Raw genomic sequence first — 14,685 nt, forward strand, 5'->3', positions numbered from 1 at the left:
CCTACAATACAGGAGAGGCACGATGTCCCTCAAAACTACTCTGTTTGCAACCTTGGCCGCCGTGACCCTGGCCATGCCTGCTTTTGCCGAAGGCACTATCAAAGTTGATGACGCCTATGCCCGGTCGTCGGGAAAGACCGCCAAGGCAGGCGCCGCGTTCATGATGATCCAGAATCTGGGCGATGCGGACGACCGTCTGGTCGGCGTGACGTCGGATGCCGCTGCCCGGGTTGAACTGCACACCCACAAAGTCGACGACAATGGCGTGGCCAAGATGGTGCATGTCGAGGAAGGCTTTGCCATTCCGGCAGGTGAAACCCACATGCTGAAACGTGGCGGCGACCACGTGATGTTCATGGGGCTGACCGAACCGTTCGAGCAGGACGCCATGGTTCCGGTGACGCTGATCTTTGAAAAGGCTGGCGAGGTTGAGATCGAAATCCCGGTCGATCTGGAGCGTCAGGACATGGGCGGACACGGATCTCATTCGAACTAGGGCAACGCCTGTCTTCAGGCCGCGCTGCGGCCGTCATCCATGCGTCAGGCCGGGCATTGCCCGGCCTGTTGTTCCTGCGGCCACCGTTGGTGCTATTTGTTGACGGTTTTCATACCAACACGGTCACCGGCCTGGCGGAATCGGGACGCCAGCCAGAACATGACCGCGGCAATGGCCAGCGCCGAAAAGGCGATGCCCCATCCCAGCGCAACAAGCGCGACCGCTGGCCAGATCATCAAAACAAGTCCGACCACAAGCGCGACAAAACCCGAAACGCGCATGGAGCCGCGTTGAGGGTCTCTCTCGTGCATTTGCCCAGATGCCGCCAGCGAGCCGATCCCGATGATCAGCGCCCATGCGCCCATCAGGAAAAAGGCCAGTTTGACCGTCCCTTCCGGCCAGATCAGCAGGACAAGCCCGATCAGAAGCGCGCCGATTGCAGCGCCGCCCATTACCCCACGACGCCCAACGCCCAAAAGCGTCAGGCCACCATCGAGGATCAGCAGCACACCAACCAGCCGCAGCAGCAACGCGATGCTGCCAGACGGCCAGAACAGTGCTGCAATACCGACAAGCCCGGCCAATACTCCGCGCAGCAGAAAGGTCCACCACAGGCCAGAAAGCTGCTCTCCCAGCATGTCGCGCCCGGCCATGCTGCCTTCATCCAGAATTTCACCAGTCCGGGGGTCCTGATCCGTCATGTCTTGTCCTCCAGTCGTTTCGGGGGCAGTCTAACCGAATTAAGCGAGTGTTGTCTGTACTTTAACTATGCGGTGCAAGAAGGTGCCCGACCCATCGCGGAACTGTCTGGGTCGCTTTGCCGACAAGTCTTTCGTCAAACCCGGATGCGCCCGGTGACGGTTCCAGATTGATCTCGATCGTCCGAGCGCCCGCTGCTTGTGCCTCGTGCACGAACGCTGCCGCCGGATAAACCTGACCCGAGGTGCCAATGGCGGCAAAAATCGACGCGCTGGACAGATGGTCATAAATCTCGTCCATGTAATAGGGTATCTCTCCAAACCAGACCACATCGGGCCGGGCCGTGGGCCGCGCACAGGCGGGGCAGGATTCCCCAACCGCCATTTCGGGCGGGGCGGTCCAGCGATGGCCACAGGCTGAACACAGCGCGCCCGCCAAAGTTCCGTGCATGTGGATGACATCCTTTGCGCCGCCCGCCTCGTGCAGGCTGTCCACGTTCTGGGTGACAATCACGACGTCTCCGGGCCAGTCACGTTGCAGCCGGGCCAGTGCTTCATGAGCGGCATTGGGTTGCACCTTGGAGGCCTGAACCCGCCGCGCATTGTAAAACCCCTGAACCAGTGCAGGGTCGCGGGCGAATCCTTCCGGCGTGGCGACATCCTCGATCCGGTGCTGGGCCCATAATCCACCCTCATCGCGAAAGGTGCTCAACCCGCTTTCGGCGGATATTCCGGCCCCGGTCAGAATCACGATCTTTTCCATTTCTCCTCCGCGCGGTACAGCATGGTACATGTCACACCGTATCCTCTTTGTCTGCCTGGGCAATATCTGCCGCTCGCCTGCGGCAGAGGGCGTTTTTCGCGCCCGCGCGCCGCATCACGTAACCGATAGTGCCGGAACCATGGGCTGGCATGCGGGGAACCCGCCCTATGGCCCGATGCAGGCCGCGGCGAAGGTCAGGGGAATCTATCTGGGCGACCTGCGCGCCCGCCAGTTCACCGCTGCCGATTTCGACCGCTTCGACCTGATCCTGGGCATGGACGCCAACAACATCGCGGATATCGAGGATCTGCGCCCCGCCGGCAGTGACACCCCGGTGCGCCTGCTGACCGATTTCGCCCCTGAAGCCGGCGCGGATCATGTGCCTGACCCATATTACACGCGGGATTTCGATGGCGCTCTGGACCTGATCGAAGCAGCGGTCGATGGGCTTGCCGCCCATCTGGACAGTTAACCGCCGATCACCCGCAGCGATCCGCTCAGCCAGGGCAGTTTGGCCAAAGCCGGGTCAACGATCTGATTCTGCATCAGACGCCGTGTCATACCCGCCACCTCCTGCGGTACCTGATCGGACCAGCCCGTTCGTGCCAGCAATGATATGCTGCGCGAGAAATCCCCGAACGGGGCAGGGTGGGCCTCCAGCCCGTCATGGAACCGCGCGGCGCGCATGAAACCCAGCGGCGTCGTGATCGCCCAACCCAGACCCCGTGCAACCATGGCCATCAGCGCCATGTGCGAGCCGATCTCGAACCGTTCCTCGAACTCCTGCGCGCCGCGCGCCATATGCGCCTCGATCTGCCGGCTGATCAATTGCTCGCGGGCATAGCGCAGATACGGCAGGCTGTTCTGCACAGCCTCCACTCCGCCCGCCCCCTGAGGCGCAACCAGAATGAACGGATCCCGGACCAGAGGGTACTCGACCACCCCCTCCAGCACTTCTCCGCTATGGGCGGTGACGGCCATATGCAGGCGTTGTTCGGCCAAGGCCTCGAACAGATCGAGGCTCGACAAGGTGATCAGTTTGAAATTCGATCGGGTCAGACTGTCTGCCAGCAACGTGGCCAACCGCGGGGTCAGATCATTGTCGAAGTCGTCGATCAGCCCGATGGACAAAGTGGTCAGATGCCCCAGATCCATGACCGACAATTCGCTTTGTGCCATTTGCAGCTCGGCCAGAACCGCCTCGGCGCGCACCAGAAAGCTGCGCCCGGCCTGTGTCAGGCGCATCGGTCGGCGCCCGTGATCGACCAGTTCGGTGCCCAGAGCCTTTTCCAGATTGCGCAACTGTTGGGAAACGGATGGCTGGCTGAGCCCCGTGATCTCGGCGGCCTGTGCCACCGATCCCGTCCGCGCCAAAGCCTCGAACACCTCAAGGCCCCGCAGGGTCAGCCCTTTCATCACCATAAGATACACCTTTCGCTGCGCCTTTCTGGGGCGCAGCGTGGATCAGGTCAAGGTTTCAGAAGGGCTTAGCTGCAGATCGCCTGTGCCATCTGGCCAAAGTTCTGATACCGGTCCCACAGCGCATCATCGCGCGCGGTCTGCGACATCTTTAACTGTTGCGCCTGATGGGGGTCAGTGAACCACTTGGCCACGGTTTTCTGATCGCTGCGGGTAAGCGCCTGATCTGCTACGCGCTGGATGCAACTGCACCGATCCCGCGTCGCTGCTGACCGATCCGACGCCAGACACGCCCGCTTGATCTGCGCCGCGTCCGCAACCGGAGCCACAGCCGTCAGCGATGCCGCACAAAATGCGATTAAGAGTAACTGTTTCATGCTCATGCCTCGTTTTTGCCTGCCCGGAGGGATCTTGCGCCCCTCTCGGCCTGCGGCGAAGTATGAATCAAACTGGAGTTTGGATCAACGGACAAGATGCTGTTGATCAGGAATGTTGCCTCTTTTCTCTTCAGCGTCAGCCTCGCGGTTTCAACGGCATATGTATCCTGATCGACCAGGCTGCGAAAGAACAGATCATCCGGGTTCTGGCCGCTGGTGGATGGTACCAGCAGCAGGCTTTCGGAAATCGCCCCGTTTGCGATGATGGCATTATGTGTCTCAAGCAGCAGATGATGGTAAATTGCACTGTTTTCTCTGCACAATGTAGCAATGCCCGCATCAACAAGGCTGATGGCTGGAACAAACACTTCGTTCTCTGCACAAAGGATTTCAGCCAAAGGGTGCGTAACCAGCATTCTGTGTTGCTGTGACACTTTCAAAGGCGCGAAATTCGAAAGCGTTCCCTCGGGAATTTCGACCATTCTGAAACGTCCGGCTGTGATGACAGCCTGTTCGCCCGTCCAGATGACAGGTAGATAGCCATTGTCACGGGTCCAAATCTCATCACCCGGCTTCAGCATTTCGATGGGGCGGTATCCGGATTTGGTTTCGATCAGTGTCCCACGGCAGTAGCAAATGGGGCTGACATATGCGTTTGATGCGAAGCTTGGGCCTTCTTGCGTACTGACGACCGTCAGAGGCACTCCGGCTGGTGGAAACTGTCCGGGTCCGCCGATGAATGCGATGCCCTCGACGGTTCCATATGCCGGTGATGAGTTGTTCACGTTGAACGCAACCGCCTGCCACGTGGTTGTCCCATCTGTCAAAGTAATACCATATTCGGCTTCAACACGCGTGCCGCTGGCGAAAAGCGTACCATCGATTGTCTGATCGCCGTTTAACCGCTGATTGCCATCATTGTCGGAAAAGTTGGTGTCCGATCCGGCATCCGTGATGAAAACTTCGGTCGCGGCGCGCGAATTTATGGTAATCGTCTCGCCAATAAGATGTATCCCCGTGCCCTGATTGATCCCGTCCAGACCCTGCGCCACAGAGACGGACAATTGACCTTCACCCAACACAAAGATCGAATAATCGGCCAAGTCTTCCCTGCTTTCTGTTTTTGAAACAGCCAGATGATGCGATCATCTTAACTATTCACTGATTTCGGGTAAATGCCGCTGAACAGAAAGGCGCGGGTGGGACCTTTTTTTGCAACGCTTCAACGCTTGACGAGCGGCAAAACTCCCGACATATCCCACTCCATGACAGACCTCGCTCATATCCGCAATTTCTCCATCGTCGCGCATATCGACCATGGCAAATCCACCCTTGCTGACCGGCTCATCCAAGAGACCGGAACAGTCAAGGATCGCGACATGAAGGAACAGCTGCTCGACAGCATGGATATCGAGCGGGAACGCGGCATCACCATCAAGGCCAACACGGTTCGCATCGACTATACCGCCGACAATGGCGAAGCATACGTGCTGAACCTGATCGACACCCCCGGCCACGTGGACTTTGCCTATGAGGTCAGCCGGTCCATGCGCGCGGTCGAAGGCTCTCTGCTGGTTGTGGACTCGACCCAAGGAGTTGAGGCGCAGACGCTGGCGAATGTGTATCAGGCCATCGACGCGGATCATGAGATCGTGCCGGTGCTGAACAAGATCGACCTGCCCGCGTCCGACTGTGACCGCGTGGCCGAACAGATCGAGGATGTGATTGGCATCGACGCGACCGACGCCATTCAGGTCAGCGCCAAGACTGGGCAGGGCATCCACGAAACGCTTGAGGCCATCGTTCAGCAACTGCCCGCGCCGCAGGGCAATCTGGACGCGCCGCTTAAGGCGATGCTGGTGGATTCCTGGTACGACGCCTATCTCGGCGTCATCGTTCTGGTCCGCATCATGGACGGCACGCTGAAAAAGGGCATGCGGGTCAAGTTTATGTCGAACAACACCCTGCACCATGTCGACCGCGTCGGCGTCTTCCGGCCTGAGATGGAAATGGTTAACTCCTTAGGCCCCGGTGAGATCGGCTTCCTGACCGCTTCGATCAAGCAGGTCCGCGACACCCGTGTCGGCGACACCATCACCAATGACCGCAACGGCACTGAAATCGCGCTGGACGGCTTCAAACCCGCGCAGCCGGTGGTGTTCTGTGGCCTCTTCCCCGTCGACAGTTCCGAATTCGAAGACCTGCGGGATGCGATCGACAAGCTGGCCCTGAACGACGCCTCGTTCTCGTTCGAAATGGAAACCTCGGCAGCGCTTGGCTTTGGCTTCCGCTGCGGCTTCCTGGGCCTTCTGCACCTTGAGGTCATCCGCGACCGTATCGAACGCGAATATGATATCGAGCTCATCACCACCGCGCCGTCGGTGATCTATCACGTCTTCATGAAAGACGGTGAGATGATCGAGCTGCACAACCCCGCCGACATGCCCGACCCGTCGAAGGTCGACCATATCGAGGAACCGCGCATCAAGGCGACCATTCTGGTGCCCGACGAATTCCTCGGCGATGTGCTGAAACTGTGTCAGGACCGCCGCGGCATCCAGCTGGACCTGACCTATGCGGGCAGCCGCGCCATGGTCGTCTATGACCTGCCGCTGAACGAGGTTGTTTTTGATTTCTACGACCGCCTGAAATCGGTGACCAAGGGCTATGCTTCGTTCGACTACCAGATGACCGGCTATACCGAGGATAATCTGGTCAAGATGTCGGTGCTGGTGAATGACGAACCGGTCGACGCGCTGTCAACCATGGTCCACCGCGACCGGGCCGAGATGCGGGGCCGGGCGATGTGCGAAAAGCTCAAAGACCTGATCCCGCGCCACATGTTCAAAATCCCGATCCAGGCCGCCATCGGAGGCAAGGTCATCGCGCGCGAGACCCTGTCCGCCTTGCGCAAGGACGTGACCGCGAAATGCTACGGCGGCGACGCCACGCGGAAACGCAAACTGCTGGACAAGCAGAAGGCGGGTAAGAAGAAGATGCGTCAGTTCGGGAAGGTGGATATCCCTCAGGAGGCGTTTATTTCAGCTTTGAAGATGGATGGGTGAGCCTACGCATCTACATCGGAAAGCAGTTGGTCAACCTTTGATGGGTTCAGCGCCCAGCGATATGCTGGGTGCACTTCCCATTTGTATCCGAAATCAGCTTTTGTGGAAACCAGATTTGAATGGTCTTGATAGTAAAGCCTATCTATTTCCCCAATCGCGTCTTTTCGCGCAATAACAAAATCAATCTTATAGAGAAACTCAAGGAGAGTGGGGCCGGAAGCCTTTGTCCCCTTTGCGAAGAAAACATTCTGATTTGCAGCTATCCCATTTAGTTTCTTTATTATTTCGTCATTTGTGTACAGAAAGCGCTTTTCCTTTGCTCGGATTTCCTTAGCTGTAGGTTTCATAGAGTACAACACATCTTTGATTTTCGGGAGCTCGCTTCCAAACTCAGAAATTAAATCTGAAATTCTACCCTTTGAGTATTCAGGGAAGCTCTCCTCCAAGTGATTGGTGAAAATTCTGTTACTACGATGCGTGTCAGCCATTTGTGCCGCACCCGACAGCAATTTAACTAAATCACGTGGCCTCCTTCGCGTAAGAGAAAGCAGTACATTATGTATTGGTCTATTTGCCCAGTGTCCAGTACCGATGAAATTCTCTTCAATAACTGGGTAGAGGTACTTCGATATTTCCTTTTGGCTCTTTCTGTTCAAATCGCCTTCTTCGACTGCTTGGCCGAAATAGTTGGAAACTCGCTTAGCCATCATAACCAAAATGTCATGGTTGCTCCACACTATCGGAACTTTATAAGGCTCAAACTTATCTCCGGATTCGTCATGCTCTCGAACCAAATTATAAGCATCGGTGCGTAATCCTATTCGAAAAGTCAAAGTTTCATCTGAATTGACAATGTCTCGGGCGGCATTGATCAGTGCGGAAATGTTTTCGACGTCCTTGCTGTTTGCTGACCATCCGCGATCAATGTCATCAATGTGAACAATTATTCTTGGGTGCTTCTTAAAATTTGAATACAATTTTGCATCGATTGATGCTTCGTCGGACTTCCCTCCAGCTTTTAATATCAGTGGCACAAGTTGCCGAACGGATTTAACTACAGCACTATCCCCTGCGTCGGTGCCAAAAATGTTTATTGCTTCCAAGCTTTTTTCGGAAATTATTTTTAAAATATTCTGCTTGATTTTTTCAACACGCTCAACGAACTGGCCCTCGACAGTCCAGGCCTTGGAAATATCATTGGGTTGAAGCCAGATTGAAAGGATTCCGGCATCAATTTCTTCATTGTGCGCCATTTTTAACAACGCGCTTTTGCCAATGCCTTTGTGTCCAACTAGCAGGCGAAGCTTAATATCAGCGCGAAGACGTTCATAGGCTTTGTTCCGCACGAAATAGCCCTTGAGTCTATCAAAATTTTCATCTTCAGCGGCCTGCGCGCCAAACATCTTTAATATTGTTTCGTCGTTGAACTCATTTACCCGTAATGCAGCAATATTATTCATTTAATCCCCTCTTTTGGGCAATTTATATCCGTTTGTTTTAGCTTAGCAAGGGTTTGGTTCACTCGCCGGGACAGGTGTACCCAACCCGTCACTCCCAGTGGGTGTGACCAACCTCACATCCCCAATCTCCCCGACCTGCTACAATTGACCCACCGGAAACTCTCCGCAGGAGGCTCCAATGTCGACATCCATAATCCCCCTTATCGCGCTTGGATCGGCTGGCCTCTATTCCGTTGCCATGATCGCGATGAAGTTCTGGTGGAAGATCCCCGGGGTTGGTCTGACCCTTCTGATTGTTGCCACGCTGCTGGCCGCCGCAACGCTGGAACTTGCCGCGCTGCGCAACGAACGATTGGGCATCATCTATACCGGCATTCTGGGGGCCGAGGTCGTGCTGATCGCCATCGCCTCGTATTTCCTGTTTGGCGAGAACTTTTCCTATCGCGAGGGGATTGGCATTGCGCTGGTCATTGTCGGGACAGCTCTTGCCTGGGCCTGAAGCCCCATTCTAAGCCGCCGCTGAACCAATCATGAAGTTTCCCTTAAGTAAGTTGTAACCCGCCCGGGCGCTCCCAATCTGTTTACCAGACAGAAGGAGAGAGCCCATGACCAGATATATGACTGCCGGAGCAGCCGCTTTGGCCACGACCCTCGCCCTTGGAACGGCCGCGCTGGCCGATACCACGCCCGACCTGCGCGGCACCTGGCTGGGGTCTTACACGACTGTCCAGCCCAGCCATTACTACAAAGGCGATCAGCCCCGGTTCAATCAGGCCGAATGGATGCTGGATGTGCAGCTTCAGGACGGCAACGTTTTCTGGGGGCACAGCAAATGGCGTCGCGATGGCGATACCGACTGGAATGAGTACGAGGCCACCGGCACCATCAGCCTCGATGGGACGGGCAGTATCGGCATCGTCGAAACCTCACCTCTGCTGATCGGCGCGAATGCGTTGATCGATGCGCGGTACGAAGACGGCAAGATCTTTGCCGATTTCCGTAGCCTGCGGAACGGAACGACCTACAGCACCGTTCTGGAACGTCAGGTGAACTGAAGCGTGTCCGGCCCGGGCGATTGTAGGGGGTAAGTATCGCTGCTGCAATTTTGACTGCGGCGGAGGTTAGTAGGTTGCCACGCGCGGGTCGGACCGCTTCTCAAAAACGAAACAATCGTCTCCACAGCGAGGAGACGGGCCGGGCGGCCAGTTCACCTGCTGCGACAGGATCCAGACCACCCCGCGCAAGAATGCGGCGTTCCTCGGCACGGGTCATCTGGATTTCGCGAACCTTCAGCGCGGCTTCGCGCGCGGTGACATAGCTGCCGTCCGGTCCCGGTTCCATTCCGGGGATGTTGCGTCCCCGCGACCACATCCCGCGAATGCCCGACAGCGGATGTTTCCACCCGATTTCGTCATCATCCTGCAAATGCCAGATCCGCTTCGCTTCGGCGACCGAGACCAGAGCGGCCAGCGGTTTACCGTGCCGGGTCAGTATGATCACTTCTCGCGGGTCCTGTGCGCGGGTGACCAGAGCGCCCAAATGGGCGCGCGCATGGGAAATGGTGCAACGCATCGGCGAATCTCCGTATGTACGATTCGAAAGATTGGTGGTCCGAGAGTTGTACAAATCCTGCGATTCTCAACTAATGGCGCGTACGGTGGCCTTTGCGCCCGCAGCATTGGGCCAAAAATCGGGCTCAGGTTCAGGCCTGAAAATGTCCCGGGACAAACATGCGTGGAGTCGAAACTTCTCGGATTATCCACAAAGATTTCCCGGCAGATACCAACAGTTTATCCCCGTCTAATTTTCATGCTGCGGTGCTATTTTCTTGTCAGATACAAGGCATGCTGCAACAGTCTGAAAACCACACAGGTTTTTCGGAACCGAAGGTGGGACGCAAAGGCCCGGGGGTCTTGGCAGAGAGACTGGATCTTAGGATTTGCGTTGAACTGCAATGGCTTACCGGTGGGTGATCAGCCGAGTAAGGGCTTCATGCCCAAGTCGGATGGTTACCTTCTCAGAAGGCCGATGCATGCTGTGATGTCTCTTCGGGGACAATGCAGTCGCTGCAGTCTCTCAGGGGGCTGTAGCAACTGGATCGGGTGCTCTTCGGAGCGCATCGACCCGGTAAGGCGTCAGGAGTGTCCGAAAGGATGCATGCAAAGACCGCGTCTGCGCACCTGGCGCCTTTTCCTTTGCCGGATTTCGGTTTCATACAGGCTACCACTCACCCCTGCCGAAAGGGACCGGGGCTCTTCTGCGTGTGCGAAAGAGCCCCGATTTAGCGTCAGATGATGCAATGCCGCGTCTATGCACCTGTAAGGGAAAGCTACCGCGGCATGCCATGTCTTTCAACTATATATTGAGAGAAGGCCCGCGCGCGGCGCAAAATAAAGTGTATTACAGGCTTTCCTGCACGTCGGTTGCTGCGCCTTGGATGGCATCTCCGGCTTTTTCGATATCCTTGCCGGCGCCTTTGGCGGTTTCGCAGGCAGTCAGTGCAAACAGGCTCAGGCCCATCAGAATTACGCGGATCATGTTCGTCTCCTTGGTGCTCGATTGTTTTTTGGTGCTCGATTGTTTTTTGGTGCTCGATTGTTTTTCGGTAGCACCTTTTATCAGCCGGAGCCAGTTCCTAGGTCCGGTCGTCGCTGCAGAAGAGTTCGTAAACGACTTCGAGCATGCGGCGGGGACGATCATCCGCCAGACGATAATAGATGGCTTTGCCTTCCCTGCGAGGTATCACCAACCCTTCAAGTCGCAGACGGGAAAGTTGCTGTGATACAGCGGCTTGTCTGGCGGACAGCAATTCTTCCAGTTCGGTGACGGATTTTTCACCGGACACCAGATGGCAGAGGATCATCAATCTGCCTTCGTGGCTTATTGCCTTAAGAAAATTGGAAGCGCGTGTCGCGTTGGTGACCATGCGGTCAAAATCTTCTTTTGACATGTCATTGGACAGCTGAGGAAGTGCCATCGATTGAGTTCCTTGCAAACCCGTTGGCCGGGTGTTGTTTCCGTTACGTAAAGAGGCGTGAGTGTGAGACCCTTCAGTACACGTTTCGTACATTCATTTCTATATGTATGAATCAAAATAGCGTGATGTATGAAAGGGGAATTCGGATTGAACGTTCCCGCAACGCGAGGGGGCAGATGATTCACTTTAAGGCGATCTGCGGATCGTTGCCGGAAACAACAGATGGTTCGCCTTGACGATTGATGATGATCGACATTCGGTCAGCGTTCTCACTTGCCCCCCTTGCAGCCCCCCTTAGCCGACACTAAGACTCAGGTAACACTTGTTGGGATATTGTCCCGATCCATAGCTAAACAGGCAGGTTACGAATGTTCGATCCCGTAGAAACCTACATGAATACACTTGTTCCCATGGTCGTTGAGCAGACCAGCCGGGGCGAGCGCGCCTATGATATTTTCTCCCGCCTGCTGAAAGAGCGGATCATATTCATCAACGGACCGATTCATGATGGGATGAGCCATCTTGTTGTGGCGCAATTGCTGCACCTCGAGGCGGAAAACCCCAACAAGGAAATCTCGATCTACATCAACTCGCCGGGCGGGGTGGTGACCAGCGGTTTGTCGATTTACGACACAATGCAATACATCAAGCCAAAATGTTCCACATTGGTGATCGGTCAGGCGGCTTCAATGGGCTCGGTCCTTTTGGCCGGGGGCGAGAAGGGAATGCGCTTTTCACTGCCCAACAGCCGCATCATGGTGCACCAGCCCAGTGGCGGATACCAGGGCCAGGCCAGCGACATCATGATTCACGCGGCCGAGACGCAAAAGCTGAAGGATCGCCTGTATGACATCTACGTACGTCATACGGGGCAGACGAAAAAGGCCGTCGAAAAAGCGCTGGATCGTGACAATTTCATGAGCCCGGAAGAGGCCAAGGAATGGGGTCACATCGACGAGATCGTCGAAAACCGAGCGAAAATGGATACGGAAGAGGCCTGAGGCCAATACCCCGCGTCACCGGCGCGGGGGTCATTTTGAGATTGTAGCCGCCAGAGTGCTGGCCTAAGCTGCACACACAGGTGTAAGCGCCCCCGAAAAGGGGCGCAGGGACGAAGCCCGAAAGGTAGATCATGGCGACGAATTCAGGCGGCGATGGTAAAAACACGCTCTACTGCAGCTTCTGTGGCAAAAGCCAGCATGAAGTCCGTAAGCTGATCGCAGGCCCCACAGTTTTCATCTGTGATGAATGTGTTGAGCTGTGCATGGACATCATCCGCGAAGAGACCAAGGCCAGCGGGCTGAAGTCATCTGACGGTGTTCCGACGCCCAAGGATATCTGCGAAGTACTGGACGATTATGTAATCGGTCAGGCCACGGCAAAGCGGGTTCTGTCGGTGGCCGTTCACAACCATTACAAGCGTTTGAACCACGCTCAGAAAGCGGGCAGCGATATCGAGCTGGCAAAGTCGAATATCCTGCTGATCGGTCCGACCGGTTGCGGTAAGACGCTGCTGGCGCAAACGCTGGCGCGTATTCTGGATGTGCCGTTTACCATGGCCGACGCGACGACCCTGACCGAAGCCGGCTATGTGGGTGAGGATGTCGAAAACATCATCCTCAAGCTGTTGCAGGCGAGTGAGTACAACGTCGAACGCGCGCAGCGCGGCATCGTCTATATCGATGAGGTCGACAAGATTACCCGCAAATCCGAAAACCCTTCGATCACGCGTGACGTGTCGGGTGAGGGCGTGCAGCAGGCCTTGCTGAAATTGATGGAGGGGACAGTGGCCAGCGTCCCCCCACAGGGTGGCCGCAAGCATCCCCAGCAGGAATTCCTGCAAGTGGACACGACGAACATTCTGTTCATCTGTGGCGGTGCATTCGCGGGTCTGGACAAGATCATCGCGCAACGTGGCAAAGGCTCGGCCATGGGCTTTGGTGCCGATGTGCGCGACAATGACGACCGCGGTGTGGGTGAGATATTCAAGGATCTGGAACCCGAGGATCTGCTGAAATTCGGACTGATCCCGGAATTCGTCGGTCGTCTGCCGGTTCTGGCGACGCTTGAGGATTTGGATGAAGACGCGCTGGTGACCATCCTGACCAAACCCAAGAACGCATTGGTCAAGCAATACCAGCGTCTGTTCGAACTGGAAGATGTTGAGCTGGGATTCACCGATGACGCGCTGAAAGCGATTGCCAAGAAAGCCATCGAGCGCAAAACCGGTGCGCGCGGCCTGCGGTCTATTCTCGAGGATATTCTGCTGGACACCATGTTCGAACTGCCGGGCATGAAAAATGTCAGCGAGGTTGTGGTGAACGAAGAGGCGGTGATGTCCGACGCGCAGCCGCTGTTCATCTATGCCGATGCGGCCAAGGAATCGGCCTCGGCGGGCTGAGGCCGGGCTATTTGCCGCGACGGTGGGACTTCACTTGAACCGGTTCAGGGGGCTCTGCCCCCGCTGCCCTTCGGGCATCCCCCCGGGATATTTTTAGCCAGATGAAGCTGTGGATCCGTCGCTCGCACATGGGTGTCGGCGCAGTTAGGCGGCGGAAGCTTCAGCAAGTTTTCGAACCACAAAGGTGACGAATTATGGCAGTGAAGCGCATTTCTTCGGGCGGTGAGTTCGAAGCCAAGGTCGGGTACTGCCGTGCGGTGGTCGCGGGCGGATGGGTTCACGTCGCCGGGACAGTCGGGCAGGGCGAGGACGTGGTGGCGCAATGCCGGTCTGCGCTGGACATCATCGGCAAGGCGCTGGCCGAGGCGGGCGCAGGCTTTGACGATGTGGTTCGGGTCACATACATGCTGCCCGATCGCAACGAGTTCGAGCCGTGCTGGCCGATCCTGGCCGAAACTTTTGGCACCAATCCTCCGGCAGCGACAATGATTGAATGCGGTTTGATTGATCCGAAATACAGGATCGAGATCGAAGTGACCGCCTTTCTGCCGGAGTGACGCAGGTGGTATCAGGGGCACTGGACCTTGGCGGGCCTTTGGTCCATACCTTTCTTCGACGAAATGCCGGAGGCACCCGATGGGAATCCTGAACAGTCTTTTGCGAGCCGTGACCTGGTGGAATGGGTCAACTTTGAACACTCAGATCTACACTGCACGCAAGGGCGTGAAAGTGGGCGAAGACAATGAAGGCAACGTGTTCTATCGCAATGCCGATGACAGCAAGCGTTGGGTTATCTTCAATGGCGAGGCCGAAGCCAGCCGGGTTGATCCTGAATGGCATGGTTGGTTGCATCGCACTTGGGACGAACCTCCGACAGATAAACCGCTGCCGCATAAATCCTGGGAAAAACCACATCAGGAAAACCTGACCGGCACCGCGCTGGCCTATGCTCCTGCCGGATCTCTGCGTCGCGCGGAACCGGTTGAACGTAAGGACTATGAGGCCTGGAGCCCGGAATAAACGAGGCGA

At 56.4% G+C, this 14,685-nt stretch carries 18 protein-coding genes; 9 read left to right on the forward strand and 9 right to left on the reverse strand.

All coding sequences use genetic code 11. From position 1 onward, the window contains the following. The first annotated feature begins 22 nt into the window (after positions 1 to 22). Entirely contained in the window at positions 23 to 496 is a 474-nt protein-coding gene (locus GOW56_RS09145) for a copper chaperone PCu(A)C (protein WP_152457330.1), read from the forward strand. Between the two features lie 92 nt (positions 497 to 588). On the opposite strand, the gene GOW56_RS09150 is transcribed toward GOW56_RS09145, so the two are convergent. Both GOW56_RS09150 and GOW56_RS09155 read right to left on the reverse strand, forming a co-directional pair. After that, positions 589 to 1,197, reverse strand: a complete 609-nt coding sequence (locus tag GOW56_RS09150; protein ID WP_171205679.1) for an HdeD family acid-resistance protein — start codon at positions 1,195 to 1,197, stop codon at positions 589 to 591. Positions 1,198 to 1,258: 61 nt separating this feature from the next. Then, positions 1,259 to 1,957, reverse strand: a complete 699-nt coding sequence (locus GOW56_RS09155) for an NAD-dependent deacylase (RefSeq protein WP_171117625.1) — start codon at positions 1,955 to 1,957, stop codon at positions 1,259 to 1,261. Between the two features lie 28 nt (positions 1,958 to 1,985). Between GOW56_RS09155 and GOW56_RS09160 the strand changes: the two genes are divergently transcribed. Then, the gene (locus GOW56_RS09160; RefSeq protein ID WP_171205680.1) at positions 1,986 to 2,429 is read left to right on the forward strand and encodes a low molecular weight protein-tyrosine-phosphatase; all 444 of its coding nucleotides are present in this window, start codon (positions 1,986 to 1,988) and stop codon (positions 2,427 to 2,429) included. Here the strand turns inward: GOW56_RS09160 and GOW56_RS09165 are convergent. From GOW56_RS09165 to GOW56_RS09175, 3 genes are all read right to left on the reverse strand, one after another. Continuing rightward, positions 2,426 to 3,379, reverse strand: coding sequence for a LysR family transcriptional regulator (locus GOW56_RS09165; RefSeq protein ID WP_171205681.1), 954 nt, complete (start codon positions 3,377 to 3,379; stop codon positions 2,426 to 2,428). The genes GOW56_RS09160 and GOW56_RS09165 overlap by 4 nt on opposite strands. Positions 3,380 to 3,444: 65 nt before the next feature. Further along, the gene (locus tag GOW56_RS09170) at positions 3,445 to 3,753 is read right to left on the reverse strand and encodes a hypothetical protein (RefSeq protein ID WP_171170739.1); all 309 of its coding nucleotides are present in this window, start codon (positions 3,751 to 3,753) and stop codon (positions 3,445 to 3,447) included. 2 nt (positions 3,754 to 3,755) lie between these two features. After that, positions 3,756 to 4,856, reverse strand: a complete 1,101-nt coding sequence (locus tag GOW56_RS09175; protein WP_171205682.1) for a Hint domain-containing protein — start codon at positions 4,854 to 4,856, stop codon at positions 3,756 to 3,758. Positions 4,857 to 5,018: 162 nt separating this feature from the next. Between GOW56_RS09175 and lepA the strand changes: the two genes are divergently transcribed. Further along, entirely contained in the window at positions 5,019 to 6,818 is a 1,800-nt protein-coding gene (lepA, locus tag GOW56_RS09180) for a translation elongation factor 4 (RefSeq protein WP_171205683.1), read from the forward strand. Between the two features lie 2 nt (positions 6,819 to 6,820). Here the strand turns inward: lepA and GOW56_RS09185 are convergent, their stop codons facing one another. Next, positions 6,821 to 8,278 (reverse strand): P-loop ATPase, Sll1717 family, encoded by a 1,458-nt coding sequence (locus GOW56_RS09185; protein WP_171205684.1) that lies wholly within the window; start codon positions 8,276 to 8,278, stop codon positions 6,821 to 6,823. Positions 8,279 to 8,456: 178 nt separating this feature from the next. Here GOW56_RS09185 and GOW56_RS09190 point away from each other — a divergent pair, with 178 nt between their 5' ends. Both GOW56_RS09190 and GOW56_RS09195 read left to right on the forward strand, forming a co-directional pair. Next, positions 8,457 to 8,777 carry a hypothetical protein gene (locus GOW56_RS09190; protein ID WP_171205685.1) on the forward strand — a complete coding sequence of 107 codons (321 nt, stop codon included), beginning with the start codon at positions 8,457 to 8,459 and terminating at the stop codon, positions 8,775 to 8,777. A 106-nt stretch (positions 8,778 to 8,883) separates the two neighbouring features. Further along, entirely contained in the window at positions 8,884 to 9,333 is a 450-nt protein-coding gene (locus GOW56_RS09195; RefSeq protein ID WP_152457340.1) for a hypothetical protein, read from the forward strand. A 100-nt stretch (positions 9,334 to 9,433) separates the two neighbouring features. On the opposite strand, the gene GOW56_RS09200 is transcribed toward GOW56_RS09195, so the two are convergent. The 3 genes from GOW56_RS09200 to GOW56_RS09210 all read right to left on the reverse strand — a co-directional run bounded on the left by GOW56_RS09200 (position 9,434) and on the right by GOW56_RS09210 (position 11,255). Next, positions 9,434 to 9,850, reverse strand: coding sequence for a type II toxin-antitoxin system Phd/YefM family antitoxin (locus tag GOW56_RS09200; RefSeq protein WP_171205686.1), 417 nt, complete (start codon positions 9,848 to 9,850; stop codon positions 9,434 to 9,436). Positions 9,851 to 10,678: 828 nt separating this feature from the next. Next, entirely contained in the window at positions 10,679 to 10,816 is a 138-nt protein-coding gene (locus GOW56_RS09205; protein WP_152457342.1) for an entericidin A/B family lipoprotein, read from the reverse strand. A 97-nt stretch (positions 10,817 to 10,913) separates the two neighbouring features. Beyond that, the gene (locus GOW56_RS09210; protein ID WP_152457343.1) at positions 10,914 to 11,255 is read right to left on the reverse strand and encodes a helix-turn-helix transcriptional regulator; all 342 of its coding nucleotides are present in this window, start codon (positions 11,253 to 11,255) and stop codon (positions 10,914 to 10,916) included. A gap of 368 nt (positions 11,256 to 11,623) precedes the next feature. Here GOW56_RS09210 and GOW56_RS09215 point away from each other — a divergent pair, with 368 nt between their 5' ends. From GOW56_RS09215 to GOW56_RS09230, 4 genes are all read left to right on the forward strand, one after another. Continuing rightward, positions 11,624 to 12,256: an ATP-dependent Clp protease proteolytic subunit gene (locus GOW56_RS09215; RefSeq protein WP_117869644.1), complete on the forward strand. Its 633-nt coding sequence runs from the start codon at positions 11,624 to 11,626 to the stop codon at positions 12,254 to 12,256. Positions 12,257 to 12,387: 131 nt separating this feature from the next. Further along, entirely contained in the window at positions 12,388 to 13,656 is a 1,269-nt protein-coding gene (gene clpX / locus GOW56_RS09220; protein ID WP_171117645.1) for an ATP-dependent Clp protease ATP-binding subunit ClpX, read from the forward strand. 194 nt (positions 13,657 to 13,850) lie between these two features. Beyond that, positions 13,851 to 14,213 (forward strand): RidA family protein, encoded by a 363-nt coding sequence (locus GOW56_RS09225; protein ID WP_171117647.1) that lies wholly within the window; start codon positions 13,851 to 13,853, stop codon positions 14,211 to 14,213. Between the two features lie 79 nt (positions 14,214 to 14,292). Further along, positions 14,293 to 14,676 carry an NADH:ubiquinone oxidoreductase subunit NDUFA12 gene (locus GOW56_RS09230; RefSeq protein ID WP_152457346.1) on the forward strand — a complete coding sequence of 128 codons (384 nt, stop codon included), beginning with the start codon at positions 14,293 to 14,295 and terminating at the stop codon, positions 14,674 to 14,676. Positions 14,677 to 14,685: the final 9 nt, after the last annotated feature.

It is taken from the genome of Ruegeria sp. HKCCA0235A, assembly GCF_013033235.1.
Classification (GTDB): Bacteria; Pseudomonadota; Alphaproteobacteria; order Rhodobacterales; family Rhodobacteraceae; genus Ruegeria.

Coding starts and splice junctions, on each gene's coding strand:
- GOW56_RS09225 (WP_171117647.1), top strand. CDS start 13,851: ATGGCAGTGAAGCGCATTTCTTCGGGCGGTGAGTTCGAAGCCAAGGTC.
- GOW56_RS09195 (WP_152457340.1), top strand. CDS start 8,884: ATGACCAGATATATGACTGCCGGAGCAGCCGCTTTGGCCACGACCCTC.
- clpX (WP_171117645.1), top strand. CDS start 12,388: ATGGCGACGAATTCAGGCGGCGATGGTAAAAACACGCTCTACTGCAGC.
- GOW56_RS09165 (WP_171205681.1), bottom strand. CDS start 3,379: ATGGTGATGAAAGGGCTGACCCTGCGGGGCCTTGAGGTGTTCGAGGCT.
- lepA (WP_171205683.1), top strand. CDS start 5,019: ATGACAGACCTCGCTCATATCCGCAATTTCTCCATCGTCGCGCATATC.
- GOW56_RS09210 (WP_152457343.1), bottom strand. CDS start 11,255: ATGGCACTTCCTCAGCTGTCCAATGACATGTCAAAAGAAGATTTTGAC.
- GOW56_RS09215 (WP_117869644.1), top strand. CDS start 11,624: ATGTTCGATCCCGTAGAAACCTACATGAATACACTTGTTCCCATGGTC.
- GOW56_RS09155 (WP_171117625.1), bottom strand. CDS start 1,957: ATGGAAAAGATCGTGATTCTGACCGGGGCCGGAATATCCGCCGAAAGC.
- GOW56_RS09145 (WP_152457330.1), top strand. CDS start 23: ATGTCCCTCAAAACTACTCTGTTTGCAACCTTGGCCGCCGTGACCCTG.
- GOW56_RS09150 (WP_171205679.1), bottom strand. CDS start 1,197: ATGACGGATCAGGACCCCCGGACTGGTGAAATTCTGGATGAAGGCAGC.
- GOW56_RS09230 (WP_152457346.1), top strand. CDS start 14,293: ATGGGAATCCTGAACAGTCTTTTGCGAGCCGTGACCTGGTGGAATGGG.
- GOW56_RS09185 (WP_171205684.1), bottom strand. CDS start 8,278: ATGAATAATATTGCTGCATTACGGGTAAATGAGTTCAACGACGAAACA.
- GOW56_RS09170 (WP_171170739.1), bottom strand. CDS start 3,753: ATGAAACAGTTACTCTTAATCGCATTTTGTGCGGCATCGCTGACGGCT.
- GOW56_RS09160 (WP_171205680.1), top strand. CDS start 1,986: ATGTCACACCGTATCCTCTTTGTCTGCCTGGGCAATATCTGCCGCTCG.
- GOW56_RS09200 (WP_171205686.1), bottom strand. CDS start 9,850: ATGCGTTGCACCATTTCCCATGCGCGCGCCCATTTGGGCGCTCTGGTC.
- GOW56_RS09205 (WP_152457342.1), bottom strand. CDS start 10,816: ATGATCCGCGTAATTCTGATGGGCCTGAGCCTGTTTGCACTGACTGCC.
- GOW56_RS09190 (WP_171205685.1), top strand. CDS start 8,457: ATGTCGACATCCATAATCCCCCTTATCGCGCTTGGATCGGCTGGCCTC.